At 46.6% G+C, this 26,276-nt stretch carries 19 protein-coding genes and 1 pseudogene; 19 read left to right on the top strand and 1 reads right to left on the bottom strand.

Annotation, left to right across the window (positions count from 1 at the left end; translation table 11 throughout):
- Positions 1–73 precede the first annotated feature (73 nt).
- The 6 genes from MB380_RS12245 to MB380_RS12220 all read left to right on the top strand — a co-directional run bounded on the left by MB380_RS12245 (position 74) and on the right by MB380_RS12220 (position 9,776).
- Positions 74–1,711, top strand: a complete 1,638-nt coding sequence (locus MB380_RS12245) for a carboxylesterase/lipase family protein (RefSeq protein ID WP_253522736.1) — start codon at positions 74–76, stop codon at positions 1,709–1,711.
- Positions 1,712–2,048: 337 nt separating this feature from the next.
- Complete coding sequence (locus tag MB380_RS12240; protein WP_253522734.1) at positions 2,049–3,650, top strand: carboxylesterase/lipase family protein; 1,602 nt, start codon at positions 2,049–2,051, stop codon at positions 3,648–3,650.
- Between the two features lie 303 nt (positions 3,651–3,953).
- On the top strand, positions 3,954–5,930 hold the full coding sequence (locus MB380_RS12235) for an alpha/beta hydrolase domain-containing protein (protein ID WP_253522731.1): 1,977 nt from the start codon (positions 3,954–3,956) through the stop codon (positions 5,928–5,930).
- 88 nt (positions 5,931–6,018) lie between these two features.
- Positions 6,019–7,314: a CitMHS family transporter gene (locus MB380_RS12230; protein ID WP_253522728.1), complete on the top strand. Its 1,296-nt coding sequence runs from the start codon at positions 6,019–6,021 to the stop codon at positions 7,312–7,314.
- 515 nt (positions 7,315–7,829) lie between these two features.
- Positions 7,830–9,152 (top strand): acyclic terpene utilization AtuA family protein, encoded by a 1,323-nt coding sequence (locus MB380_RS12225; RefSeq protein ID WP_253522725.1) that lies wholly within the window; start codon positions 7,830–7,832, stop codon positions 9,150–9,152.
- Positions 9,153–9,476: 324 nt separating this feature from the next.
- A complete protein-coding gene (locus MB380_RS12220; protein ID WP_253522722.1) occupies positions 9,477–9,776 on the top strand; it encodes a hypothetical protein in 300 nt (99 codons plus the stop codon).
- 3 nt (positions 9,777–9,779) lie between these two features.
- Here MB380_RS12220 and MB380_RS12215 read toward each other — a convergent pair.
- A pseudogene (locus tag MB380_RS12215) lies at positions 9,780–10,700 on the bottom strand (aldo/keto reductase).
- A gap of 373 nt (positions 10,701–11,073) precedes the next feature.
- On the opposite strand from MB380_RS12215, the gene MB380_RS12210 reads away from it, so the two are divergent.
- The 13 genes from MB380_RS12210 to MB380_RS12150 all read left to right on the top strand — a co-directional run bounded on the left by MB380_RS12210 (position 11,074) and on the right by MB380_RS12150 (position 26,274).
- Positions 11,074–11,619, top strand: a complete 546-nt coding sequence (locus MB380_RS12210) for an RNA polymerase sigma factor (protein ID WP_253535574.1) — start codon at positions 11,074–11,076, stop codon at positions 11,617–11,619.
- Positions 11,609–12,430, top strand: coding sequence for a HEAT repeat domain-containing protein (locus MB380_RS12205; protein WP_253522719.1), 822 nt, complete (start codon positions 11,609–11,611; stop codon positions 12,428–12,430). The genes MB380_RS12210 and MB380_RS12205 overlap by 11 nt, the downstream gene beginning before the upstream one ends.
- 26 nt (positions 12,431–12,456) lie before the next feature.
- A complete protein-coding gene (locus MB380_RS12200) occupies positions 12,457–13,323 on the top strand; it encodes a hypothetical protein (protein ID WP_253522717.1) in 867 nt (288 codons plus the stop codon).
- 1 nt (position 13,324) lies between these two features.
- Complete coding sequence (locus MB380_RS12195; protein ID WP_253522714.1) at positions 13,325–14,152, top strand: DUF4097 family beta strand repeat-containing protein; 828 nt, start codon at positions 13,325–13,327, stop codon at positions 14,150–14,152.
- A gap of 166 nt (positions 14,153–14,318) precedes the next feature.
- On the top strand, positions 14,319–14,801 hold the full coding sequence (locus MB380_RS12190) for a CAP domain-containing protein (protein WP_253522711.1): 483 nt from the start codon (positions 14,319–14,321) through the stop codon (positions 14,799–14,801).
- Positions 14,802–15,058: 257 nt separating this feature from the next.
- Positions 15,059–15,988 carry a sugar phosphate isomerase/epimerase gene (locus MB380_RS12185; protein WP_253522708.1) on the top strand — a complete coding sequence of 310 codons (930 nt, stop codon included), beginning with the start codon at positions 15,059–15,061 and terminating at the stop codon, positions 15,986–15,988.
- A 16-nt stretch (positions 15,989–16,004) separates the two neighbouring features.
- Positions 16,005–16,874 carry a sugar phosphate isomerase/epimerase gene (locus MB380_RS12180; RefSeq protein WP_253522705.1) on the top strand — a complete coding sequence of 290 codons (870 nt, stop codon included), beginning with the start codon at positions 16,005–16,007 and terminating at the stop codon, positions 16,872–16,874.
- Complete coding sequence (locus MB380_RS12175) at positions 16,874–18,259, top strand: glycosyl hydrolase (RefSeq protein WP_253522702.1); 1,386 nt, start codon at positions 16,874–16,876, stop codon at positions 18,257–18,259. The genes MB380_RS12180 and MB380_RS12175 overlap by 1 nt, the downstream gene beginning before the upstream one ends.
- 16 nt (positions 18,260–18,275) lie before the next feature.
- Positions 18,276–19,727 (top strand): NADH:flavin oxidoreductase, encoded by a 1,452-nt coding sequence (locus tag MB380_RS12170; RefSeq protein ID WP_253522699.1) that lies wholly within the window; start codon positions 18,276–18,278, stop codon positions 19,725–19,727.
- Complete coding sequence (locus MB380_RS12165) at positions 19,724–20,494, top strand: 3-ketoacyl-ACP reductase (protein ID WP_253522696.1); 771 nt, start codon at positions 19,724–19,726, stop codon at positions 20,492–20,494. Before MB380_RS12170 ends, MB380_RS12165 begins: the two co-directional genes overlap by 4 nt.
- A 305-nt stretch (positions 20,495–20,799) precedes the next feature.
- Positions 20,800–22,098 (top strand): Gfo/Idh/MocA family protein, encoded by a 1,299-nt coding sequence (locus tag MB380_RS12160; protein WP_253522694.1) that lies wholly within the window; start codon positions 20,800–20,802, stop codon positions 22,096–22,098.
- A gap of 293 nt (positions 22,099–22,391) precedes the next feature.
- Positions 22,392–23,630 (top strand): MFS transporter, encoded by a 1,239-nt coding sequence (locus MB380_RS12155; RefSeq protein ID WP_101726286.1) that lies wholly within the window; start codon positions 22,392–22,394, stop codon positions 23,628–23,630.
- A 190-nt stretch (positions 23,631–23,820) separates the two neighbouring features.
- Positions 23,821–26,274 (top strand): glutaminase family protein, encoded by a 2,454-nt coding sequence (locus MB380_RS12150; RefSeq protein ID WP_253522691.1) that lies wholly within the window; start codon positions 23,821–23,823, stop codon positions 26,272–26,274.
- Positions 26,275–26,276: the final 2 nt, after the last annotated feature.

Here is a 26,276-nt window from a genome sequence, read left to right as displayed (position 1 = left end):
TAAGTATGATTATTTCTAAAAACCAATTATTATTGTCACAAAATGAGACAATAACTTAATATTACCTAAAAAAATGAGAAAAATATGCTATTTTCTTAGTCTGTTGCTGTTGGCATCTCCGGCGGTTCAGGCACAGGGCAACAATGCCTTTGCCGTGCAAACTACTATTGCCAACGGTATAATAGAAGGAAATTACGATACAAAAACGGGTATTCAGACCTACTTTGGCATTCCATTTGCCAAGCCGCCGGTGGGTAACCTGCGCTGGAAAGCCCCGCAACCCGTTGATAACTGGAAAGGCGTAAAAGAAACCAAACAATTTTCGGCACGCCCCATGCAAACGGTAGTGTTCGGCGATATGAACTCCCGTTCAAACGGTGTCAGCGAAGATTGCCTGTACCTGAACGTTTGGACACCCGCCATGCGCAACACCAAAAACCTGCCCGTGCTGGTTTATTTTTACGGTGGCGGTTTTGTAGCCGGCGATGCCTCTGAACCCCGCTATGACGGCGAGGCAATGGCCAAAAAAGGCATTGTAGTAGTTACCGTTAATTACCGCCTTAATATCTTCGGCTTCTTTGCTCACCCTGAACTTAGCGCCGAGGCACCTTACAAGGCGTCGGGCAATTACGGCTTGCTAGACCAGGCCGCTGCCCTGAAATGGGTACAAAAAAATATTGCAGCCTTTGGCGGAGACCCTAAGAAAGTAACCATAGCCGGCGAGTCGGCAGGTTCAATTTCTGTAAGTGCGCAGATGGCATCACCATTGGCAAGAAACCTGATAGCCGGTGCCATTGGTGAAAGCGGCGCGGGTATCAACCCAACGCTATCACCAGTGCCTTTGGCAGAGGCCGAAAAAACCGGAGTAGAATTTGCCACAAAAGCAGGTTATAAAACGCTGGCACAACTAAGAGCGCTAAGCACGCGCGAAATCTACGAGATTTACAACGAATCGAAACGCTTTGGCTTCCCAACCGTTATTGATGGCTATTTTTACCCTAAAACCATTACCGAGATTTTCAATGCCAAAGCGCAGGCGCAGGTGCCTTTGCTTTTGGGTTGGAACTCAGCCGAAATCCCCGGCCAGGCCTTTATGTTCGGTCCGTCTTATAAAGAGGAAGCCTACCTTGCACGTGTGAAAAAAGAATACCCGAACGATTACGAAGAAGTATTGAAACTCTACCCGCACGGTTCAGAAAAAGAAATCGAATTATCGGCCACGGCACTGGCATCAGACCGCTTCATTGCTTACAGCACCTGGAAGTGGTTCGACCTCCACCGTAACAACAGTGCACAACCGGTTTACCGTTATTTGTACAGTAAATTACGCCCGGCATTGATCGACCAGTCGCTGGCTTCGGGTCTGGCTGGAGGCACTGTTAAAAAGGAAGGCAACACACCAAAAATGCCCGAGGCTGTTGGCGCACCTCATGCCTGCGAGATTGAATATTGCATGGGTAACCTGCACCTTATAAAAGAGTATGCCTGGACGGCCGACGACTACAAAGTATCAGAAACTATGATGAACTATTTTGCTAATTTTATCAAAACCGGGAATCCAAACGGGGCTAAATTACCTGACTGGCCAGCGGCCAAGGCAGGTGATGGAACCCCACCGGTGATGATACTAAACACAGAATCGAAGGCCGAAAAAGCAAAAGACGACGCCCGCTATCTGTTTTTAGACAAAGCTTATGGGAATAACAAATAAATCATTGAGTGATTGTGTGATTTAGTGAATGAGTGGGCGGCGGTCCGCTGATTGAGCGGCCACCGTTGCGGGGATTTTGTGATTTTGATTTTTACTTCAACGATTAATTGAATTGGTAGTAATTGGCATAGAAACATTAATTGTTATGCTGTATCAAAGTACCATATTATCGAAAGTTTCAATTAATTAATCACCAACTCAATCACTCATTCACTAACTCGGCGGAACGCCGCCCGCTCATTCACTCAATCACTCATTCACTCAATCACTCATTCACTAAATCACTCATTCACTAAATCACTCATTCACTAATTCACGATTATCTATATCTATATCTATGAAAAAAATCTTCTTATCGCTGCTGGCTTTAGGCATGGCAGTAGGTGCTTCGGCACAATTAGTAACCGGCGAAAACGTAGCTGTTGCCAGCACGGAGTCGGGCAAGGTGCGCGGGTATGTGCACAACGGCGTATATACCTACAAGGGTATACCGTATGCCGAAGCCAAACGTTTTGAAGCCCCGCATAAACCCAAGCCTTGGTCGGGGGTGCGCAGCTCATTAACTTATGGCCCGGTATCGCCGTTAATGGTGCCAACCACAACCGTACAAGATGAAAGCGAGTTCGTTTTCCATCACGACTGGGGCTATACCAACGAAGACTGTATGCGCATTAATATCTGGACTCCCGGCATCAACGACGGCAAAAAACGCCCGGTTTTGTTCTGGATTCACGGTGGGGGCTTTGCAGCCGGTTCATCGCAGGAGCTACCCTCTTATGACGGCGAAAACCTGGCCAAAAAAGGCGATGTGGTAGTAGTATCTATCAACCACCGCCTCAATATTCTGGGGTATCTTGACGTGTCAGCCTTTGGCGAAAAATACAAGCAATCGGCTAACCTGAGTATTATAGACATGGTAGCAGCGCTTGAGTGGGTAAAAACCAATATCGGTAACTTTGGCGGAGACGCCGGCAATGTTACCATCTTTGGCCAGTCGGGTGGTGGCGCTAAGGTAAATACACTCATGGCGGCTCCGTCGGCCAAAGGTTTATTCCATAAAGCAGTTAACCAGAGTGGCGCATTCCGTACCACTCTGCTTGAAAAAGCAGATACCCAGCTGATAGGCGCCGAGGTACTGAAAGCCCTGAACCTGCAACCCGGCGAAGTAGATAAACTACAAACGATACCGTACGCCACCCTGGTTGACGCCGGAAACAAAGCCCTGAAAGTAGTTGCCGACAAAATGAAAGCAGAAGGCCGCAGCCCTGGTGGTTTCGGACTAAGCTGGGGCCCAAGCCGCGACGGCGAGTTTCTGCCGCATCAGTTTACAGACCCTTCAGCCGTTGAATTATCTAAACACATACCTTTAATGATAGGTACAGTTAAAAATGAGTTCATGGCCTCGTTGTTCAGCGGTATGTCTAATGCCGATGCCGAAAAAGTGAATGGATACATCAAAAACAGATATAAAGATAAAGCAGATGCTTATATAGCAGCCGTGAAAAAAGCGTATCCGGCAGATACCAAACCATCAGACCTGATGGATATTGATTTGATGTTCCGCCCGGGTGCAGTGGTTCAGGCCAAAGCCAAAGCGGCTGCAGGCGGCGCACCGGTATATATGTACCTGTTTACTTGGCAGTCGCCGGTGTTAGACGGTAAATACAAAGCCCTGCATTGTATGGAAATCCCGTTTGTGTTTAATAATATAGCCCGTTGCGAAGAAATGACCGGCGGCGGAAAAGATGCACACGTATTGGCTGCCAAAATGAGCCAGGCATGGATCAACTTTGCCAGAACCGGAAACCCTAATGCCCCTGGATTACCCAAATGGGAACCTTATACGGTAGAAAAAGGCGCCACCATGATGTTCAACAATACCAGCACCATCAGTTATCACCACGATAAAGAGTTGCTGGAATTAACCGCGCAGCCTTAAACAATGATGAATGAGTGAATGTCGAATGAGCGAATAGTTATTATTCACTCATTCACTAATTCACCATTATTAATTGTAACTTATACGCTTGGTTGAATAGATATAAATAATGTTGGCGGTGTATTCCGTCAACAATTATTTTTTATTCAGTTTGCGGCTCATAAATCAGCTTAAATCTACACAATAACTCTCTGCAGGTTTTTTGCCAGAGAGTTATTTTTGTAGATTACCACCTAAAACAATCAGTAATAAGGCTGGTTATTCAGGTACACAACCGGCTTGCTAATTAATACCCAACTTAACATGAAAAAACTAACAGCATTACTCTTATTTTTTTGCTTGTGTGTGTCGGTTACTGAGGCCAGAATTGTCAGGGTTGTAATAGACAAGGCCGAAACTTATGCCAATGGCAGGGTTTTCGGAGCAGCCGGGCCATACCAACGCCTCACAGGCAGGGCTTTCGGCGAAGTAAACCCCGCCGATACCCACAATAATATCATCCAGGATATCGCACTGGCACCACGCAATGCACGCGGGATGGTTGAATACGAGATGGAGTTTATTCTGCTGAAACCTGTCGATATCAACAAAAGTAACCACCTGTTATTCTATAATGTACCCAACCGTGGCAACGCTTTTCCGGCCGATACCACCTTGCTGAAAAGAGGCTACATTTACCTGTGGGGAGGCTGGCAGGGAGATATTTACGGCGACAACAAGCTGAAAATAAAAGTACCTGTTGCCACCGAAAACGGCAAAGAAATTATAGGCCGCCTGCATACCGAATTTATAGTGTCTGAAAACGTGCCTACCCAAAACCTGAGCGCGGGGGCTTTCAGTGCGCAGTTCCATACACCCTATGAAACCGTATCTTCAGATAACAAAACAGCCACATTAACCAGACGCATCCACGCCTCCGACGAACCTGAAGTGGTGCCACATACCGACTGGGCCTTTGCCGATTGCTCAAAAGTGGCTTTTCCGGGTCAGCCCAGCACTACCCGCATTTCAGTAAAGGGCGGTTTCGACCCTAACTATATTTATGAGCTGAACTACACGGCTAAAAATCCGTTGGTGCTGGGGCTGGGCTTTGCTGCCACGCGAGACATTGTGGCATTTATGAGGCATTCTGAAAGTGCTGATAACCCATTGGCCAATCAGGTAAAGGCAGCCATAGGCGTTGGGGTGTCGCAGTGTGGTAATTTTTTGAGGAGTTTCCTGCATCTTGGTTTCAATGCCGACGAAGACAATCAACCTGTTTTTGAAGGGCTGAATGTACATATTGGCGCCAGACGAATCACCCTGAATGTTCGTTTTGGCAGGCCGGGTGGGGGAGGAATGCAGCACGAAGAAGTGGTTTTTCCGGGTAATGAAGCACCGTTTACGTGGTCAAAAACGTATGACCCGCTTTCCGGAACCGACGGTGGAATACTGGACGCCTGCCAGAAGCAGGGCTTTATGCCTAAAATAATGCATACGCTTAGTTCTACCGAATACTGGCAGTCGCGGATGTCGCTCCGTACCACAGACGTTTACGGTACCAAAGACCTTGAAATACCAGACAACGTGCGCATTTACCTGTTCTCAGGTACGCAACATACGCCAGCCTTTAATAGCAATATTAATAACCTGACCGGGTTTATGGCTAATCCTAATTCATATCTCGACAGCTGGCGGGCCTTGCAGGTAGCGTTGGAGCAATGGGTATTAGATGGCACCCTGCCACCACCAGGTATCTACCCGAAATTGAAAAACAAAACCCTTGCCAAAGGTGCCGATATTGGCTGGCAACCGGTAGCGCATATACCTTTCAGGGGTTTGCTGAACGAAATGTATGTGCGTGACTTCGGCTCACAGTTTGATGAAAAAATGATGAGCGGTGTACTGGCAGAAACCCCCGTAAGCAAAAAAGATAAACGTTATGTGGTGCTGGTACCCAAAGTAAATGCCGATAACAACGAACTCGGAGGCCTTGAAACCCTCACGCATCAGGTGCCGCTGGGCACTTATACAGGTTGGAGCCTGCGAAAAGCAGGTTATGGCGAAGGCGATCTGGCCGTTCTGGAAGGGATGTATATTCCGTTTGCCAAAACTAAAGCCGAACGCATTGCATCGGGCGACAGCCGTTTGTCGTTAGAAGAGCGTTACCCCAACCACACCGACTATGTGAACAAAGTAAAAGCAGCAGCAGCCGGGCTGGTAAAACAACGCCTGATGCTGCCCGAAGACGCCGAACGCGAAATAAAAAAGGCTGAGCAACTAACAATATTTAATTATTAACAGCGTTGCAAAGGCCTGCAAGGGGGCATTCCGGCATACATCAAGATAATAGCATTTCTGAACAAAATAATCTACTAACACCTGAACTATGCTTGCTCTGTTAGGCTTTGCCACCATTGTGGTTTTTCTTGTGCTGATAATTACCAAACGGCTGTCGGTTATTACGGCTTTGGTTCTGGTACCCGTTGTTTTCGGGCTGCTGGCGGGTTTTAAACCCAAAGAACTGGGCGATATGATGTTGGCCGGAATCAAACAGGTAGCCCCAACGGGTATCTTGCTGATGTTTGCCGTGCTGTACTTTGCCACCATGCTGGATGCCGGCCTTTTTGACCCCGTTATTGCGTTTATTGTCCGTTCTGTAAAAGGAGACCCCCTTAAAGTAATTGTAGGCACGGCCATTCTTACCATGATTGTGCATCTTGATGGCGACGGCACCGCTACATTTATGATTGTGCTGTCGGCCTTTCTGCCTATTTACAAGCAATTGAAAATCAATCGCCTCATGCTCTCGGGTATTGTAGCCCTTAGCGTAGGGCCTTTGCATCTGGTGCCGTGGTCGGGTACGTCAGCCAGAGCCATTTCAACACTTAAGTCAGATGCCGTGCATATATTTAACCCTAACATACCGGCAATTCTGGGTGGTATTGCCTGGGTGTTGTTTGTGGCTTACATTTTCGGCAAAAAAGAGCGCAAACGGCTGGGTGTGCTTGAATTTCAGTACGATCACCACGCCAACCTGACAGACGCACAACGTGAATTGAGAAGACCCAAACTGATAGTATTAAATGCTTTGATGACCGTCGGGCTGATTATTACCCTTATGATGGGTTGGGTTCCGGCACCTGTGTTGTTTGTGGTGGCCGCCATGATTGCGCTGCTGTTAAATTACACCAAACTGGCCGACCAGCAGAAAGTGCTGAAGAGCCACGGCACCAATATCTTTCTGGTGTCGGGTATGATATTCGCCGCAGGCATTTTTTCGGGTATTCTCACAGGTTCAAAAATGATTGAGGCCATGGCCACCAGTTTGGTGTCACTCATCCCTCAGCAACACGCCGGGTGGTTACCTACACTTACGGCCATTACCAGTATGCCTGCCAGCATGCTTTTTACGCCCGATGCCTACTATTTTGGCGTAGTACCTATTCTGAGCCAGACAGCCACGCAGTTTGGTATCGACCCATTGGAAATCGGCAGGGCTGCCCTGCTCGGACAAATGACGGTTGGTTTCCCGCTCAGCCCGCTTACGGCATCAACCTTTCTACTGATTGGTTTATCAGAAGTTGAGCTGGGCGAACACCAGAAATTCGTCTTCAAATGGGCCTGGGGTACCACCATAGTAATGACAATAGTGGCATTACTGACGGGGTCTTTGCATATTTAAGGAGAAAAACTAGCTATGAGAGCTTTAAACCACAGAGTGATACGAAGTTCAACACGGAGGTACACTGAGTTAAAGCCAAAGTTAACAGTGAAACTCCGTGCAAAACTCAGCGTAACTTAGTGGTAATTAACTCCGAAAGCTTAAAACCACAGAGTGACACGAAGTTCAACACGGAGGTACACTGAGTTAAAGCCAAAGTTAACAGTGAAACTCCGTGCAAAACTCAGCGTAACTCAGTGGTAAAGTACAGTCAGCAAAATCCATTTTAATTGAGTGCAAAGGAAAAATAAAAAAAAATAACAGACCTTATAGCATCATTTTTTGTCTGAGTACGATTAAAAATCGGGCGAAAGGTTACGTAAATATGAATGCGATTACCGGATTTTTAATTGTACGAGTTAAATGATGGCTGCTTTTTTGGTTACTTTTTTTCAGCTAAAAAAAGTAACAACCATGGAATAAGAAATGTCGATAGGTCTTATTTGAGCACATACTGCCTATAAATCCATTAAGCAATGAAACAAAAAATAAGAATAGGGTGCGGAGCAGGATTTTCCGGCGATAGGCTAGAGCCAGCCATCATACTGGCCGAAAAAGGCAATCTGGATTATCTGGTTTTAGAATGCCTCGCCGAACGAACAATCGCCCTGGCGCAAAAACGCAAACTGCAAGACCCCACCAAAGGCTACGACCCACTGCTGGAACGCCGCATTGAAAGCTTGTTGCCACTGCTGGTAAAGAATAACATCCGCCTAATTACCAATATGGGGGCAGCAAATCCGGTTGCCGGGGCGAAGAAAATTGTTGAAATAGCCCAAAAACTCGGCTTATCAGTAAAAGTAGCCGCTGTGTTGGGTGACGATGTATTTGCAGAAATATCGTCGGATACCCCGACTCTTGAAACAGGCGAACCACTTCAAAAAAGTGGAGAGCTGATTTCTGCCAATGCCTATCTGGGTGTAGAAGGAATACTGGAAGCCTTGCAGGCCGACACGCAGATTATCATTACAGGCAGGGTAGCAGACCCTTCGCTGTTTCTTGCGCCTATGATTCACGAGTTCGGTTGGGCAACAGATAATTATGAATTAATGGGCAAAGGCACTGTAATTGGCCACCTGCTTGAATGCGCAGGCCATATTACCGGAGGATACTTTGCAGACCCCATCAAAAAGCCTGTGCCTGATATGGACAAGCTCGGACATCCTTTTGCCGACATTGATGCCGATGGGACTGCCATTATCAGTAAAGTAGAAGGCACAGGCGGTGTAGTAAACCTGCAAACAGCCAAAGAGCAGTTGTTATATGAAGTAATTAATCCGTATGAATATTACACGCCCGATGTAGTAGCAGATTTCACAACTGTTTATCTGAAAGAAATTGGCGCTAATCAGGTACTGGTAACCGGAGGAACAGGCAAGGCTCGCCCCGATACCTATAAGGTAAGTGTAGGCTACAAAGCATTTTATATGGGTGAAGGAGAAATTGCCTATGCCGGAGCCTCTGCTTTGGCTCGTGCCGAATTGGCAGGCGAAATACTCAGGAAGCGCTTGGAAAACCAATTTCCTGAACTTAGAATAGATTACATCGGCAGCAGCGCTGTTCATAGAACCAGTTTTGGTAATCTGGCAGAGCCTTACGAAATCCGTCTGCGTGCAGCAGCAAAAGCCACAAACCCTACTGATGCCGCCCTGATTGGCGAAGAAGTAGAAGCACTTTATACCAATGGCCCAGCCGGTGGGGGAGGTGTAAGAAAATCCGTAACCGAAGTAGTAGGTATCGTCTCAACTTTGATTGATAGAAAAAAAATAAAGCCGGTGATTGAGTATTTTGAAGTTTAAATGTCTTGAACTTTGATTGTAATGAACACTTATTTAACTGACTTTACCAAATACTGATGGAGTTTAACAAATGCAACCAGTAAAATGTAATTTAAAGCCACGGCTAAGAACCACTGAATCAAAGTTCAAGACAAAATTCACTCAATCACTCATTCATTCACTAATTCACTAATTCGCTCAATCACTCATTCACGAATTCAGCGGAACGCCGCCCGCTAATTCGCTAATTCACTAATTCACTAATTCACTAATTCACTAATTCACTCATTCACCATTCACTCAATCCCCGCCCCGCTCCGGCGGCTGCTCAATCAAAAACAACCCATGAAACTCTACAACATAGCCCATAGCCGTGCCGGAGATAAAGGCAACACACTTACGCTGTCATTGATACCGTACCAGGAATCAGACTACGAAATGCTTTGCAAAACCATTACTGCCGAAAAAGTAAAAACTCATCTGAAAGACGTAGTATCCGGAGAAATCATCCGGTACGAAATGCCCAATATACATTCCCTACTGTTTGTATGCCAGAACGCCCTGCTGGGAGGTGTAACCACATCATTAGCGATTGACCCTCACGGCAAGGCCTTAAGTTATGCATTGCTTGAGATGGAGGTGTAGCCCTTACTCATCCCACAAATTCTCGACGGTATAATTGGTTCCTTCCAGGCACCAGAAATCACCTTTAATGTATCGGTAATGCTGGTCTAGTTGTGCCATTTTGTTCATTTGTTCGGCAGAAAGCACAATATCGGCTGCCGCCAGATTCTCCCTCAACCGATGCTCCTGCACCGACTTAGGTATTACTGATGTGCCACGGTTTACAGCCCATGCCAGCATAACCTGTGCAGCAGTGCAGTTTTTTTCCTGCGCAATAGCCAGAATCGTTTCGTTTTCAAATAACCTGGGTTCATTGGCCGAGACCCTGCTGGCCGGTCGGTCGGCCGATCCCAGCGGACAAAAGCCCGTTAAGGCTATATTATTTTGCTGGGCAAAGTCTAGCAGGGTTTTTTGTTGCAGAAAAGGTTGCAGTTCTATCTGAAGGGCTTCGGGCATTACACCTGTTTCGTCTCTTAAAGCGCTTATTTTCTTAATACTGAAATTAGAAAGTCCAATGTGCCGCGTCAGTCCTTTTGTCTATATGTCAATCATGGCCTGCCAGGTCTGGCTTAATGGTAAGTCATTCAGGCTTATCATATCTTCTGCCTTTTGCGGATAATTCACCGAACGAACCAGCGCTATCGGCCAGTGAATCAGGTACAAATCAAGGTATTCAACCTGCAAAAGCCGCAATGATTTTTCAATGGCCGGTTGCACATCTTCTGTGCGGTGGCGGTTGTTCCAAAGCTTAGACGTTATCCAGAGGTCTTCACGCTTTACCTCATTATTTTTCATAGCGTCGGCAAAAGCCTGCCCGATTTCGCGTTCGTTGTCATAAATAAAAGCGCAATCAAAATGCCTGTAGCCAATTTCCAGCGCGGTTCTGATGGTGTTATAGATTTCGCCCTTGGCCGATTTCCAGGTGCCAAGCCCCAGCGCAGGCATTAAATCACCATTGCTAAATGTAAGATATTTCATGAATAAACCCTGTTGATGGTATAGTTGCGAAAATAGACAAATTTTTCGGTTGTGCCTCGTTTTACGCGGCTAATTGCAGCAACTGGTTTTTGGAAGATTATGAATTTGAAAATTCGTGGCTTTTACGGGCCATAGTAGCCGAAAGCATTGGAGCTTTACGAAAAAATATGATTATGATGAGTGTATATTGTTGATTTTCAATGCTTTGTTTGTTCTATTGTAAAATATTTCATTTTTTTTCTAATTTACCTGTAACCTTTCAGATACAGCGCGGTTTCCACTACGAATTTGATAACAACATTACATTTATAAACGTGTGAATACACAAGATAACCTACTGATGCTCCAGGTAAAAGCGGGCGACCTCGATAAAATGGGACTGCTCTTTGAGCGTTACCATCGCCCACTGTATGGGTTCCTGTATCACATGACAGGCGACTCACAAACGAGCGAAGACCTGGTGCAGAATGTGTTTTATCGGATGCTGAAATACAGGCACACGTTTACCGCAGAGGGCGAGTTTCATACCTGGATGTATCACCTGGCCCGAAATGTAATCAAAGATGCGTACAGGCAAAACAAGCGGTCGCAGCAGCATTATGATGTGGAAGCCTATGCCGAAAGGATAAGCGGAGATGCCACCGCCGATGGCGAACTGGAGAAAAAACAGCAAACCGAGGCGCTGCAAATAGCTTTAGATAAATTAAGCCCCGAGCACAAAGAAGTGCTGGTTATGAGTAGGTATCAGGAACTGAAATATGATGAAATCGCATCCATACTGAATACCACCGAAGGCGCCATTAAAGTGCGTGTGCACCGTGCCATGAATGAACTGAAGAAACATTATTTAAAAATTGAAAATGGAGGCAAAGCTCATGAATTGTGAACAAGCAGGAGATAATATGCTGGACTGGCTGAATAACCAGTTGCAGGCAGATGAAAGGGCAGCTTTTGAAATACACCTGAATCAGTGCCCCGACTGCCAGGCAGAATTACAGGCTACACGTAAACTGTGGGAAGCTATGGGAAACGTAAATGTACCCAACCCCAGCCACAACCTGCCGATACAGTTTTACACCATGCTGGAAACCTTCAAGGCCGATGCCCGGAAGAAGGAACATAAACCAACCGTATGGGAAACCCTGCGCAAAGGCATAGAAGTAATTTTTGCTCCGCGCAATGTAGTAAGGCTGGCATATAGCTTATGTGTGCTGTTTGTGGGCCTGGTGGGCGGATACTGGCTCAACGACCGCCGCACGCCAGATTACAAAGAACAGATTGAGGTGCTTTCGGCTCAGGTGCAGGACATGAACCAGAAAGTAGTGCTTTCGCTGCTGCAAAATTCATCAGCTAACGAACGCCTGCGTGCCGTCAGCTATACCAAAGAAATAGGCGATGTTGACGAAAAAGTGGTAGATGCCCTGTTTAGCACCCTCAATAACGACTCTAACGTAAACGTGCGGCTGGTAACGCTGGAAGCCCTGGTGCAACTGGCCGACCACCCCAAAGTAAGAGAAGGGCTGGTGCATTCTATACTGAAGCAGGACACCCCGCTGGTTCAGGCCGCCCTGGCCGATGTAATGGTGAAACTGGAAGAGAAACGTTCTATTAAACCGCTGCAACGGTTGCTGGAACAGGATAATGTAGACATTATCGTAAAAACCAAAATCAAAGAAACCATAAAGGCTTTATCGTAGCGTTTTCAGCATAAACATACAAAATTATGAAACAATTGGTTATCCTACTTTTAGCAGGTGTGGTGCTTGGCTGTACCCCTGCTGCAGCGCAGAAGCTCGAATTTAAAGAGCATATCAGCAAGCAATTTGAGTTAAAAAAGCCTGCCGCCCAGACAGTCGTCGGTGTCTATAATATCGACGGCTCAATTAAGGTTGAGAGCTACACAGGCACAAAGGTTCTGGTAGAAATTGACAAAACCATTTCGGGCAAAACCCAGGCCATTGTTGACGAAGGCAAAGAAGAGTTTAAACTAGAAATTGAAGAAACCGGCGACAGCATTCTGGTTTACATTAATGCGCCTTATTACACCCGCCCTCATGAAGAAAGAAGAAACAACAACCGGGAACGCCGGATTGAATACCGGAGCAATCTTAACTTTATTATCAGGGTACCCGCAAATATTAATCTTGATGTTTCAACCATTAATAATGGCGAAGTGCATGTAAAAGATGTGAGCGGCAATATTAAGGCCCGTAATATTAATGGCGGTATTGCGCTTGAAAATGCCAGAGGAACAACAGATGTGCACACCATTAACGGCGACGTAACCATCAATTACCTCAGCAGCCCGCCCGAGAAATCGTCTTATTACACACTTAATGGTAACATCAGGGTAACATATCCGGCTTCATTTTCGGCCGACTTGCAGTTCAAGAGTTTCAATGGCGGGTTTTATACCGATTTCCCTGATGCCGAACTGCTGGCCCCGGAAGTAATAAAAAATACGGAGCATAATGGCGAAAAAACAGTCTATAAGCTCGACAAACGGTCATCCATCCGAATCGGAAAAGGTGGCAGATTATTCAGATTCGAAACGTTCAACGGAAACATTTATATTAAAAAGCAATCGTAAAATGAAAAATTACCAATCAATTTTAGGAATGATGCTGCTGGTATCAGCCATTACTATCCATACAGTAGCTGCACAAAACGAAGTCAAAGAACAACTGGTAGTACCATTGACAGACCCCGCCAAACCGGGTTCTTTAAAAGTAGGGTTAATTCATGGCTCTATTAAGGTGGTGGGTTATGCAGGTAAAGATATTGTTATTGACGCAGAGTCGGTGGCTAATACAAGAAAAGAAAGAACAGAAGAAAGCAGCCAGGGCATGAAGCGGATTACCCCTCGCGGCGGGCTTGAAATATCAGCCGAAGAAAAAAATAACCGCGTAGAGGTATCAGCCCAAAGTGCCCGTCAGCCGGTTAACCTTACCATAAAAGTACCTCATAACTTTTCTCTGAAAGTCAGTACCATCAACAATGGCGAAATCAGCATTGAAAACGTAGCGGGCGATATGGAAGTGAATAACGTAAACGGAGGCATAGTGCTAAGCAATATATCCGGCTCTGCCGTGGCCAATACAACAAACGGAGCCATAAAAGCCAATTTTAAATCGGTGGCTAATTCACCGATGGCCTTCACTACCCTTAATGGCAATGTGGATGTTACGTTTCCGGCAACGGCCAAGTTCAACGTAAAGGTGAAGTCAGACCGGGGAGAAGTGTACAGCGATTTTGATATCGACGTAGATAAAACGGCTCCTAAGTCTAATAAAACTGCTCAGAACGGAATGTATAAAGTAAACATTGATGACTGGATTCAGGGTAAAGTAAACGCCGGAGGCAGCGAAATAATGATGAAAAACATGCACGGCAATATTTATATCCGTCGCGCCAAATAAATTGTTCCCATACAGAATTATAAATTAGATGTTCCTCCGGCACTTGCCGGAGGCCACTCTTTTAAAAGCTTTTATTGGTTTATTTCTGCACAACTTCTTTTTCTACATCAGGCACCAGAACAATATACTACCCGGTTGCATACGTTAATGTTTGAAAAAATACAAAATGAAACGGATGCTCTTGATTGGTGTGGCCGCCATGCTCTGGCTCAGCTGCCGCACAAATGTACCCGCGCAAAACAGCCATACAGCAAATGACCTTGAAAGTATGCAGCTTGCCATCAATAACGAAGTAAATACTTACCGAGCCACCCGGCACCTGAAACCCCTTCGCCTTATGCCGCAGATAACCGATGAAGCCACCACACACAGCCTCAATATGGCAATGGGCAAGGTAAGGTTTGGGCATGGCGGATTCGATAAACGCGTAGCCAGGCTCATGAAAACTATCAGTAATGCCAATGCCAGCGCCGAAAACGTAGCCTACGGGCAGCTTTCAGCCAAAGAAGTGGTAAAAGAATGGATAAAAAGCCCTGGTCATCGCACCAATATTGAAGGTAATTATAACCTCACAGGTGTTGGCATAGCACGGGCCAGAAACGGCAATCTGTATTTTACCCAAATATTTATTAATCAGCGGGGTGGGTAATGTCTTATATTTTCTCGCAGAGCCGCAAGCAGAGCGGCTTCAGAGGCGTATCCGAAAAGTGAAATGATTGATTTAAAGTTTGGATTGCCTCTCAATATAATAAATTTCTACCTATCGTTGATATTCGAAGTTCATCGATATCCCAATTCTTCGCTTAGGTGCACTGCTTGCGGGTCTACCAAAATTTTATCTTCCTAATCATAATTTTTCACCTCATAAATTGTACTTCTGTTAGAATTATTTTACTAATTTTAAGCATGGACAGACGACATTTTATAGGCACTGCCATTACTGGTAGTATTTTTGCAAAAAGTAATATAGTTTTTGCACAGCCCACACCCGAGCCGAAAATCAACGTGTTTTCAAAGACGCTCCACTGGATACCCGACTACAACAAATTAGCCGAAACCGTGGCTGCCATTGGTTTTGATGGCATTGACTTAACCGTTCGCCCCGATGGCCACGTAATACCCGAACGCGTGGAAGAAGACCTGCCCAAAGCAGTTGAAGCCTGCAAAAAGGCCGGTATTGGTATGCCCATGATTGTTACCAATATTCTGGAAGCCACCCCCCTTACCGAGCATGTATTGCGCACGGCATCGGCACTGGGTATTAAGCACTTCCGTATGGGCTGGTATCAGTTCGATATGAAAAAGGATATCCTGGCGCAAGTGGCAACCTTTGAAGAAAAAATGAGGGGCGTGGCACAAATGAGCAAAAAGTATAATATCTCTGCCGAATACCAGAACCACGCCGGGCTTTTTCTGGGCGCTGCCGTATGGGACTTTGAACCGATACTCAAAAAAATCAACTCGCCTTTTCTGGGCTGCCAATATGATGTGCATCATGCCACGCACGAAAGCGAGACATCGTGGGAGGTAGGTTTCAGAATCATCCGGCCCTATATCAAGTCAATAGCCATCAAAGATTTCAGACGTGTGCCTAATGCCGACAAGATAGTAAAAGAGGGCTGTCCGCTGGGGCAGGGAGTTGTCAACTACGGCAAATACCTGTCTTTACTGAAACAATACAATGTTTCTGTACCTGTTACCATGCACTTTGAGTACAAGCTCGGTGGTGCAGAAAACGGCGCTAAAACCATCACTGTAGAACCTGGCGTTGTTACCTCAGCCATGAAAAAAGACCTGATGGTTTTGAAAGGCTGGATGAAAGATAATGGTTTGTAAAACCCCAAAATCAAAAATGAAGAAACTATTCTACCCTTTAGTATTATTACTGGCAGGCATTGCGCCGCTGATGGCGCAGAAAGGCAAAGCGCTTTTTCCTGACAAACCGGGCATGGTGTCTTATACTTATCGCAAAAGTCTGGGTAAAGATGTGGCCGCAACGCTGGACACCATCAAGGCTCTGGGCATAACCGATATGGAGTTTTCGAGCCTGTTTGGTAAAACAGCGCAGGAACTACGCAACTTGTTGGATGCCCGTGGTATAAAATGCTCGTCATTCGGTGTAGGCTACCCCGACCTGACCAATAAAATTGACGAAGTAGCCAAAAATGCACAAACCCTCGGCGCCAGTTTTGTACGCGTAGCCTGGATACCACATCAGGCGCCTTTTACCTTGGCAACTGCCCAAAAAACGGTAGAGGATTTCAACCGTTTCGGCAAAATTCTGAAAGATAAGTACGGGCTAAGCTTCTGCTACCATAATCATGGCTACGAATTTCAACCGCATGAAAACGGAACCTTGTTCGACTACATCATGCAAAACACTGACCCAAAATACGTAAGTTTTGAAATGGATATCCTCTGGACATTCTTCCCCGGTCAGGACCCGGCCGCATTGCTTAACAAATACGGCAACCGTTTTAAACTGATGCACCTCAAAGACCTGAAAAAAGGCGTGGCGGGTAATCTGTCGGGCGGTACTTCTCCTGAAAACGATGTGGCGCTGGGCACAGGCCAGATAGACATTCCGGCCGTGTTAACTGCCGCCCGCAAAGCCGGTGTAGAACATTATTATATAGAAGACGAAAGCGCAAACATTGCCATACAGGTACCACAAACCATAACCTATTTAAAAAATCTGAAAAAAAATAAAACCCACCGCTAATGATTCGCATTGATTACCATCTTCAACCAACTGATTTAAGCAATAAACTAAAAAAGTTCTGGGAGCTCTCAGGCGAAAAAATCTCTTCTATTGAGTATAATTATGATGTTTCAAAGGGTTCGCCTGTTTTTACTGCCGCCGGTAAATACACCACCCGTGGCTGGACAGAGTGGACACAGGGCTTTCAGTTCGGTTCGGCCATTTTACAGTTTGATGCAACGGGCGACACCCGTTTTCTGGAAATGGGCCGCCAGAAAACCATTGATTTAATGGCGCCGCACATCAGCCATATTGGTGTGCACGACCACGGCTTCAATAACGTAAGTACCTACGGCAACCTGTTACGGCTGATGCAGGAAGGCAAAATTGAGCACAACCCCTGGGAGAAAAACTTTTACGAACTGGCACTTAAAATATCAGGCGCCGTGCAGGCCAGCCGCTGGACACCCATTAAAAACGGGGGCTTTATTCACTCATTCAACGGGCCTCATTCTTTGTTTGTAGATACCATCCGCTCGTGCCGTGCGCTCATGCTCAGCTACAAGCTGGGACATGTTTTTCAGGCAGAAAACGATATAAAAATAAGTTTACTGGGCAGGGCCTTATCTCATATAAAAGCCACCGCCGATTACTCGGTGTTTTACGGCGAAGGCCGCGATACCTACGATATCTGGGGGCGCACAGCGCACGAAAGTGTTTTTAATACTACCGACGGCAATTTCCGCTGTCCTAATTCTCAACAGGGCTATACAGGCTTCACAACCTGGACCCGCGGACTCGCCTGGGCTATCTGCGGCTTTGCCGAAGAGCTTGAGTTTATCAGTACCCTGCACGATGCCGAGCTGGACCCTTTCGGTGGGCGCCACGTAATAGAAAATTATATGCTGAGAGCCGCCCGCGCTACCTGCGATTTTTACATAGAACATACCCCCGTTGACGGCATACCTTACTGGGATACCGGCGCACCCAACCTGCATAAACTGGGCAATTACCTTGACCAGCCCGCTAATCCGTTTAATGATTACGAGCCTGTCGACAGCTCGGCGGCGGCCATTGCGGCTCAGGGTTTATTACGTTTGGGTAAATACCTGAGCAACAAAGGAGAAACCGACGCCGGGGAAAAATACTGGCAGACAGGCCTGACTGTACTGAACCGTTTGCTGGAAGAACCCTACCTGAGCACCAGCCACGCGCATCAGGGCATTTTGTTGCATTCAATTTATCACCAACCTAATGGCTGGGACTACGTGCCGGAAGGAAGCAAAATTGCCTGCGGCGAATCAAGTATGTGGGGCGATTATCATATCAGAGAAGTGGCTTTGTATGTGCAGAAGCTGATTGATAATGGCACTTACTACACTTTTTATAACTGTCTGAACAGCTAAACCCGACCACCCCATTATGAGTACCAAAAGTAAACCGAAATATTCAAGAGTTGCCCAGTTAAAAACCACCGCCGATTTACGTAAGTATCTGGCAGACAACCAGGTTGATCTTGATTTTGATGATGAACTGGTAGATGCGGCCGAATCGCCCTTTGCTCAGGGAATTTCTTTGCAGTCGGGCAGGTATATCGGCAACCGATTCTGCATCTTACCCATGGAAGGCTGGGACGGCACCGAAGACGGCCGGCCTACCGAATTTACCAAACGTCGCTGGGAGAACTTTGCCATAAGCGGCGCCAAACTTTTGTGGGGCTGCGAGGCCGTAGCCGTAAGGCATGAAGGCAGGGCAAACCCCAACCAGCTTTGTATGAACGAAGCCAACTTTCAGGATTTTGTTGACTTGTTTAATCTGGTAATGAACAAGCACGCCGAAAAATTTGGCAATACCGATGATCTGATGGTAGGGCTGCAGCTTACACATTCCGGCCGTTTCTGCAAACCTCATAGCCATAAAAAATTTGAGTCTAAAATATTATATCATCATCCATTACTTGATAAAAAATTCGGCATCGGAGAAGATTACCCGTTAATGACCGACGAAGATATTGATGCACTGGTAGGCGATTTCGTAAAAGCGGCCGTAATGGCACAAAAGGCGGGCTATCATTTTGTTGATTTAAAACACTGCCACGGGTATCTGGGGCATGAGTTTCTGAGTTCTTTTAACCGTGAGGGCAAATACGGTGGCAGTTTCGAAAACCGCACGCGTTTCCTCCGCAATATTGTAGAAGGCATTAAACGCGAGGCCCCCGGCCTTGAAATGGGCATCCGCCTCAGCGCTTTTGATTTCGTGCCGTTCAAAAAAGGAGAGGATGGCCAGGGCGAACCGGATTACCTGTCTGCTGAAAGCTACGGATATGCTTTTGGCGGTGCTGGCAATGGAACCACCATTGACCTCGACGAACCCAAGGCTTTTCTGGCATTGGCGCAGTCGCTGGGTATTCAGTTGATATGCATTACTGCCGGTAGCCCTTATTATAACCCGCATCTTACCAGGCCTGCTATTTTTCCGCCTTCCGATGGTTATCAGCCGCCAGAGGAGCCATTATTAGGTGTAGCCCGGCATCTGGCCGTTACGCAGGAGCTGAAAGAGGCCTTTCCGGATATGGTGATTGTGGGGTCGGGGTATTCTTACCTGCAAGACTGGCTGCCTAATTTCGGGCAATATGTGTTGCGCCACAACATGGCCGATTTTGTAGGGCTGGGTCGGATGGTGTTGTCGTATCCAACCATGCCTGCCGACATCCTGAGCAACCAGCCGCTGCAACGCAAGCTGATTTGCCGCACGTTCTCCGACTGCACCACCGCACCACGTAACGGGCTTATTTCGGGTTGTTTCCCGCTTGACCCTTACTATAAAAGCATGGACATTGCCAACCAACTGAAACAATTAAAAGGAGAAAAGTGAAAAAGGTAGCATTCATAACAGGCGGAAGCCGGGGTATAGGTTTGGGTATTGCCGTGCATCTGGCAAAGGCTGGTTTTAATCTGGCCATTAATGGTATGCGGCCGGAAGCAGCCGTGCAGGAGGTGCTTGATGAATTAACCGGGCTGGGGGCAGAGGTTATTTACTGCCGCGGAGACATTGCCTCTGCTCAGCACAGGCAATTGATGCTGGCCCATATAAAAGAGCATTTCGGCTGCCTGCATGTGCTGGTCAACAACGCCGGAGTAGCGCCCAAAGAGCGAAACGATATTTTGCAGGCAACCGAAGAAAGTTTCGACTACGTGCTATCAACTAATCTGAAAGGTACCTTTTTTTTGACGCAGGCAGTTGCCAACTGGATGATAGCGCAAAAAACCAGTACCGAAGGTTTCAGCAGTTGTATCATCAATGTGTCGTCAATTTCGGCCACTATTGCTTCTGTCAACAGAGGCGAATACTGTGTATCAAAAGCAGGGCTGAGCATGGCAACGCAATTATTTGCCGTCAGATTGGGCGAATATAACATACCTGTTTATGAGGTAAGGCCGGGCATTATCAAAACAGACATGACGGCCGGAGTTACCGCCAAATATGATGAACTGATAGAAAACGGCCTTTGCGTACAAAAACGCTGGGGCTTCCCCGACGACATCGGCAAAGCCGTTGCCGCCCTTGCCAAAGGAGATTTTCCCTACTCAACTGGCCAGGTACTGATGGTAGACGGCGGCCTGACTTTGGGGAGGCTTTAATCAATTAGTGATTTAGTGAATTAGTGATTTAGTGAATTAGCGATTGAGTGATTGAGCGAATTAGTGAATTAGCGTGCGGCGTTGCGGGGGATTAGTGGTTATTTGGGTTGAAACTCTCCCAGATTTGTTAATCTGCAATCGACAATGGTTAATCACTAATTCAAACCATTCGATTACCAATCACTCAACCACTAAATCACTCATTCACTCAACCACTAAATCACTCAACCACTCATTCACTAATTCACCATTCACCATTCACTAATTTTTTAACGTCTTTCAACCTTTTAACTATAAAAAAAACAATGAAGAAATTTACCAGACGAGACATGCTTAAAACGGCCGTTCCCGGCTCTTTGGCTGTTATGTCTATTCCTACTCTTATTCCGTCTACTGCTTTCGGAGCCAACGACAGGCTGCGGGTGGCAGTAATAGGCGTAAATGGCCGTGGGAAAGACCACATTTCGGGCTTCTCAAAGCTAGATAACGTTGAAGTAGCCACCCTTTGTGATGTCGACAAAGTGGTGCTGAATGAACGAGCGGCAGATTTTGAAAAAAAATACGCAAAAAAAGTACACATCGAGCAAGACTTACGCCGGGTGTATGAAGACAAATCTATTGATGCCGTAAGCATTGCCACCCCTAACCACTGGCATGCGCTGGCGGCTATATGGGCCTGCCAGGCAGGTAAAGATGTATATGTTGAAAAACCCGCCTGCCACAACCTGTTTGAAGGTCGGCAATTGGTAGAGGCAGCCAAAAAATACAACCGCATTGTGCAGCATGGGGTGCAGTTGCGTAGCTCGGCAGCTATTCAGGAGGCTATTCAGCACCTCAGAGATGGGCTGATTGGCAAAGTGTACATGGCACGCGGAACTGTCTATAAATGGAGACCTGATATTGGTAATCTGGGTAAATCGCCGGTGCCGGAAGGTCTCGACTGGGACTTATGGCAGGGCCCGGCTCAGGCACGTGATTTCAGCAAAAACTATGTGCATTATAACTGGCACTGGTTCTGGGACTACGGCAATGGCGACATCGGGAATCAGGGCGTGCATGAAACCGACCTGGCCATGTGGGGGCTGGATGTCGGCTTGCCCGAAGTAATAACCTCGGCAGGTGGTAAATACCTCTGGAACGACTGCAAAGAAACCCCCGAAGTGCTTACTTCAACCTATCAGTACCCCAAAGAGGGGAAAATCATAGAATTTGAAGTGCGCCCCTGGATGACCAACAAAGAAGACGGCGTTGAGGTAGGCAATATTTTTTATGGAGACAAAGGCTATATGGTTATCAACGGTTATAACGATTACAAAACCTATCTGGGCCGTAACCGTGAGCCGGGCCCAGCCCGAAACGCAGGCGGCGACCACTACAAAAACTTTGTAGATGCCGTAAGAGCCAAAAACAAAGCCTTGCTGAACGGCCCTATTGAAACCGGCCACCTTTCGGCCAGCATTGCGCATCTGGGCAATATTGCCTATCGCCTGGGCAGAACCCTGAAGTTTGACCCTAAAACAGAAACTTTCCCGGGTGACAAAGAGGCCAATGCCATGCTTACCCGTAAATACCGCGCGCCATTTACCGTACCGGCCAAGGTTTAATTAATATTGAAAAAATGATTTAATATATCGTCCAGATGGGACTTTTCACAGGTTTTGGATTATTCTGCTAAAGATATATCATCCCTAAGGGATTTAAAATCTCTGGTGCAGTCTATGTGCTAATATTGAAGTCCCGGAGGGACGATGTATCAGTAGAGTGCTCAGCTTTTCCAAAGCTCTGATATCCCGTAGGGATGATATATTTAATACTTAAAATCCCTCTATCACGAACTTCAGAATATTGGGGTTTGCTGAGATTGCACAAACCTGATTCAACCCTTAAAAACTGTTTCATGACACATTCAGATACTGACAACCAAAATACACTGAGGCAATTGCTGCAATTACCTGTACTGGTGGCCGCGCTGGGCTATCTGGTTGATATGTACGACCTCTTCCTGTTCAATGTGGTGCGTGTACCCAGCCTGAAAGAACTGGGCTTTGAGGGCGACCAATTGTTTGAACACGGCGCCTCGCTGCTTAACTATCAGATGGCCGGAATGCTCATTGGTGGTATTGTGTGGGGAGTAATGGGCGACAAACGCGGCCGCTTGTCGGTGTTGTTTGGGTCTATCATCATTTATTCACTGGCTAATATTGCCAACGGGCTGGTAACTACAGTGCCTCAATACGCTGCCTGTCGGTTTATTGCCGGTGTAGGGCTGGCCGGAGAGCTGGGCGCCGGGGTAACACTGGTAACCGAAATTCTGCCTAAAAAAATACGGGGCTATGGTACCACCATTGTGGCAACGCTGGGGCTGGTGGGCGCCATAGGTGCCTATTTTGTAGCCGAGCTTTTTGAGTGGCGCATATCTTATTATGTAGGGGGCGGCATGGGCCTGCTTTTACTTTTATTGCGTATCAATATTTTTGAGTCGAAGATATTTACCGAAGCCAAAAACAAGCACATCAAACGGGGTAACCTGCTCATGCTGTTCAATAACCGCACCCGATTTGTAAAATACCTGATGTCTATTCTGGTAGGCTTGCCAATCTGGTTTGTGGTGGGTATTCTAATTACTTTCTCGCCAGAATTTGCCAAAGCAGCCGGAATCACCGAGCCTGTCAATGCAGGCAAAGCCGTAATGCTTACCTTTACAGGGCAGGTGTTCGGAGACATTGTAAGTGGTTTCCTGAGCCAGTTTATGCAAAGCCGCAAAAAAGTGATATTACTTTTTATTCTTATGTCGCTGGCCTTTGTGCTGGTTTATTTACTTATTCCTGCCGGCAGTGCCTCAGTGTTTTACATAACCTGTGCGTTTCTGGGTTTCTGCAATGGTTACTGGACACTCTTCATCACCATTGCTGCCGAGCTTTTTGGTACCAACCTGCGTGCCACCGTGGCCACCACTGTGCCTAATTTTGTGCGCGGAGCCACCATTCCGCTACTGGCAGTTTTTAAATGGCTGAAACCCGACATGGGCATTATGACAGCCGCACTCATTATAGGCGTTAGCACCTCGGCCATTGCGCTCTTTGCACTCTGGAACATAGATGAAACTTTTAACAGAGATCTAGATTACATTGAATAATGTAATTCAGGCTCCGGGCATTGGTTTATCGGTAAAATTATAATCAGTCGTTAAAACGGTTATTGTATGGCCGTAAAAACAGATTCGCAGATGAGCCGGAATGCATTCCGGCTCTACCTCCAATACCTTTGCGTTGTTTAATACTATAGGCTTTTTCTATTCCTATTCACCTGATATTTAAAATCTTAGCATGAGAACATTACTTCTAAGCCTGTTGCTGTTTTACAATTGGCAGTTTATACAGGCGCAAAGCACCAAAGCCCCGGCTTTTCCGCTTATCACACATGACCCCAACTTTAGCATCTGGTCAAACACCGACGACCTCACGGCTTCTACTACCAGACACTGGACAGGCGCCAACCACTCTTTGCTGGGTATAATAGAGGTAGATGGCAACCAATACCGTTTTCTGGGTAAAAAGGGAGACGCTTACGAAACCCTTGTGCCTGCCGGAGACGAGCAGAATTATGAAGCCCTGTATACAGAAAAAGACCCCGGTGCCAACTGGATGAACGCGTCTTTTAACGATACCGATTGGAAGAAAGGACTGGCTCCGTTTGGCGATAATCCGGGCATTTGTAAAACCGAATGGAAAACCCGCGATATCTGGGCAAGGCGTACATTTACCCTGAAAGACCGTAACTCTGATGCTCTTTACCTGAAACTGAACCATGATGACGATGTAGAGGTGTTCATCAACGGCGAGGCAGTTTACAGCGTTAAAGGCTGGACACACAAATACATTTATATTCCGTTGAGCGAAACCGTTAAAAGCAGGCTGCAAGTGGGCAAAAACCTGCTGGCTGTGCATGTAACCAACAACAGAGGCGGCTCTATGCTGGATGCCGGCATTGTTGAAAAAATAGTAGAAACGCCAGACCCAAAAGTTTTTACTGCCGAACAAAAAAAGGTAACCGTAAATGCCACACAAACCATTTATGAATTTAGCTGCGGTAAGGTAAATCTTACACTTACTTTTACTTCTCCGTTATTAATAAACGATTTAAATCTGCTGGCGCGTCCGGTTTCTTATATTTCGGCCAGCGTAAAAGCTACCGATAACCTGCTGCACGACGTGCGCCTGTATCTGGGGGCATCAACTGATATTGCCGTTAATACTCCGGCACAGGCAGTGCAGGCCCAGCAATACAGTGCCAATGGTCTGGCCATTCTGAAAGCCGGTACCACCAGCCAGCAGGTACTGAAACTGAAAGGCGACGATGTACGCATCGACTGGGGATACCTGTATGTTGCTGTTCCTAGAACGGGCAATGTGGTGCAGTCTATCACCAAAAACACCGATATGGGCAACGTTTTCAGCGCTACGCCTAACAATAACCTGGGCGGCAAAAACCTGATGCTCAACACAGTATTAAACGTAGGTAAAGTAGGCAGCACTGCCAAAGAGCAGGTTTTTATGATTGGTTATGACGACATCCAGTCAATCCAATATTTTCAAACCAACCTTTCTCCCTGGTGGCGATTAACCAAAGGTGCAACCATTGAAGGCCAATTGCAACAGGCATGGAGCAGCTATTCGGCAGTTATAGGTAAATGTAAAGCATTAAATAATAAAATTTATAACGATGCCCTGAAAGCAGGTGGCGAACAATACGCCCGCCTGTGTGAACTGGCTTATCGGCAGAGTATTGCGGCTCATAAGCTGGTAAAAAGCCCGACAGGCGATATTCTTTTCTTATCGAAAGAAAATTTCAGTAACGGGTCTATTAATACAGTGGATGTTACCTACCCGTCGGCGCCTTTGTTTCTGGCCTATAACCCCGATTTGATGAAAGGTATGCTGAACGGCATTTTTTATTACAGCGAAAGCGGCAAGTGGGCCAAACCTTTTGCAGCCCACGACCTCGGCACATACCCACTGGCTAACGGACAAACCTACGGAGAAGATATGCCTGTGGAAGAGTGCGGTAATATGATAATACTGACGGCCGCCATTGCCCGTGTGGAAGGCAACGCCTTATATGCCAAAAAACACTGGAAAACCCTGTCAATTTGGGCCGAATACCTGAGCAAAGAAGGCCTTGACCCCGCTTTGCAACTCTGCACCGACGATTTCGCCGGGCATCTGGCACGCAACGCCAACTTGTCTGTCAAAGCCATTGTGGCTTTGGGTGGATACGCTCAGCTGGCAGAGCAACTGGGCGAAAAGCAAACAGCCCAGAAATACAAGGCTTTAACCCGAGAAATGGTACAGAAATGGATGCAGATGGCAGAAGACGGCGACCACTACGCCCTTACCTTTAACGACAAAGGCACCTGGAGCCAGAAATATAATCTGGTATGGGATAAACTGTTGAAGATGAACCTGTTTCCGAAAAATGTTTATACCAAAGAGGTGGCCTATTACCTGACAAAGCAGAACGCCTACGGTTTACCGCTTGACAGCCGCAAAACCTATACAAAATCTGACTGGGTAATCTGGACATCCGTTCTTGCCGGCAACAAGCAGGATTTTGAGGCATTGATAAAGCCCATGTTTAAATATGCCACCCAAACGCCAAGCAGAGTACCTTTGAGCGATTGGCACGAAACCACCACCGGAAAAATGGTGGGTTTTCAGGCCAGAAGTGTAGTGGCCGGTTATTACATGAAAGTGCTTGAGCAGAAATTGAAAACAAAATAAGA

Source organism: Emticicia sp. 21SJ11W-3 (assembly GCF_024138715.1).
Lineage (GTDB): Bacteria > Bacteroidota > Bacteroidia > Cytophagales > Spirosomataceae > Emticicia > Emticicia fluvialis.
Note: the sequence above shows the minus strand (reverse complement) of the source record. Positions and strands in the feature narration are given on the sequence as shown.

Bases quoted from the DNA above. Each gene is read 5' to 3' on its own strand.
- MB380_RS12230 (WP_253522728.1), top strand. From the start codon at position 6,019: ATGCTTGCTCTGTTAGGCTTTGCCACCATTGTGGTTTTTCTTGTGCTG.
- MB380_RS12225 (WP_253522725.1), top strand. From the start codon at position 7,830: ATGAAACAAAAAATAAGAATAGGGTGCGGAGCAGGATTTTCCGGCGAT.
- MB380_RS12175 (WP_253522702.1), top strand. From the start codon at position 16,874: ATGATTCGCATTGATTACCATCTTCAACCAACTGATTTAAGCAATAAA.
- MB380_RS12170 (WP_253522699.1), top strand. From the start codon at position 18,276: ATGAGTACCAAAAGTAAACCGAAATATTCAAGAGTTGCCCAGTTAAAA.
- MB380_RS12245 (WP_253522736.1), top strand. From the start codon at position 74: ATGAGAAAAATATGCTATTTTCTTAGTCTGTTGCTGTTGGCATCTCCG.
- MB380_RS12240 (WP_253522734.1), top strand. From the start codon at position 2,049: ATGAAAAAAATCTTCTTATCGCTGCTGGCTTTAGGCATGGCAGTAGGT.
- MB380_RS12205 (WP_253522719.1), top strand. From the start codon at position 11,609: ATGAATTGTGAACAAGCAGGAGATAATATGCTGGACTGGCTGAATAAC.
- MB380_RS12160 (WP_253522694.1), top strand. From the start codon at position 20,800: ATGAAGAAATTTACCAGACGAGACATGCTTAAAACGGCCGTTCCCGGC.
- MB380_RS12180 (WP_253522705.1), top strand. From the start codon at position 16,005: ATGAAGAAACTATTCTACCCTTTAGTATTATTACTGGCAGGCATTGCG.
- MB380_RS12155 (WP_101726286.1), top strand. From the start codon at position 22,392: ATGACACATTCAGATACTGACAACCAAAATACACTGAGGCAATTGCTG.
- MB380_RS12185 (WP_253522708.1), top strand. From the start codon at position 15,059: ATGGACAGACGACATTTTATAGGCACTGCCATTACTGGTAGTATTTTT.
- MB380_RS12195 (WP_253522714.1), top strand. From the start codon at position 13,325: ATGAAAAATTACCAATCAATTTTAGGAATGATGCTGCTGGTATCAGCC.
- MB380_RS12190 (WP_253522711.1), top strand. From the start codon at position 14,319: ATGAAACGGATGCTCTTGATTGGTGTGGCCGCCATGCTCTGGCTCAGC.
- MB380_RS12150 (WP_253522691.1), top strand. From the start codon at position 23,821: ATGAGAACATTACTTCTAAGCCTGTTGCTGTTTTACAATTGGCAGTTT.
- MB380_RS12210 (WP_253535574.1), top strand. From the start codon at position 11,074: ATGCTCCAGGTAAAAGCGGGCGACCTCGATAAAATGGGACTGCTCTTT.
- MB380_RS12200 (WP_253522717.1), top strand. From the start codon at position 12,457: ATGAAACAATTGGTTATCCTACTTTTAGCAGGTGTGGTGCTTGGCTGT.
- MB380_RS12220 (WP_253522722.1), top strand. From the start codon at position 9,477: ATGAAACTCTACAACATAGCCCATAGCCGTGCCGGAGATAAAGGCAAC.
- MB380_RS12235 (WP_253522731.1), top strand. From the start codon at position 3,954: ATGAAAAAACTAACAGCATTACTCTTATTTTTTTGCTTGTGTGTGTCG.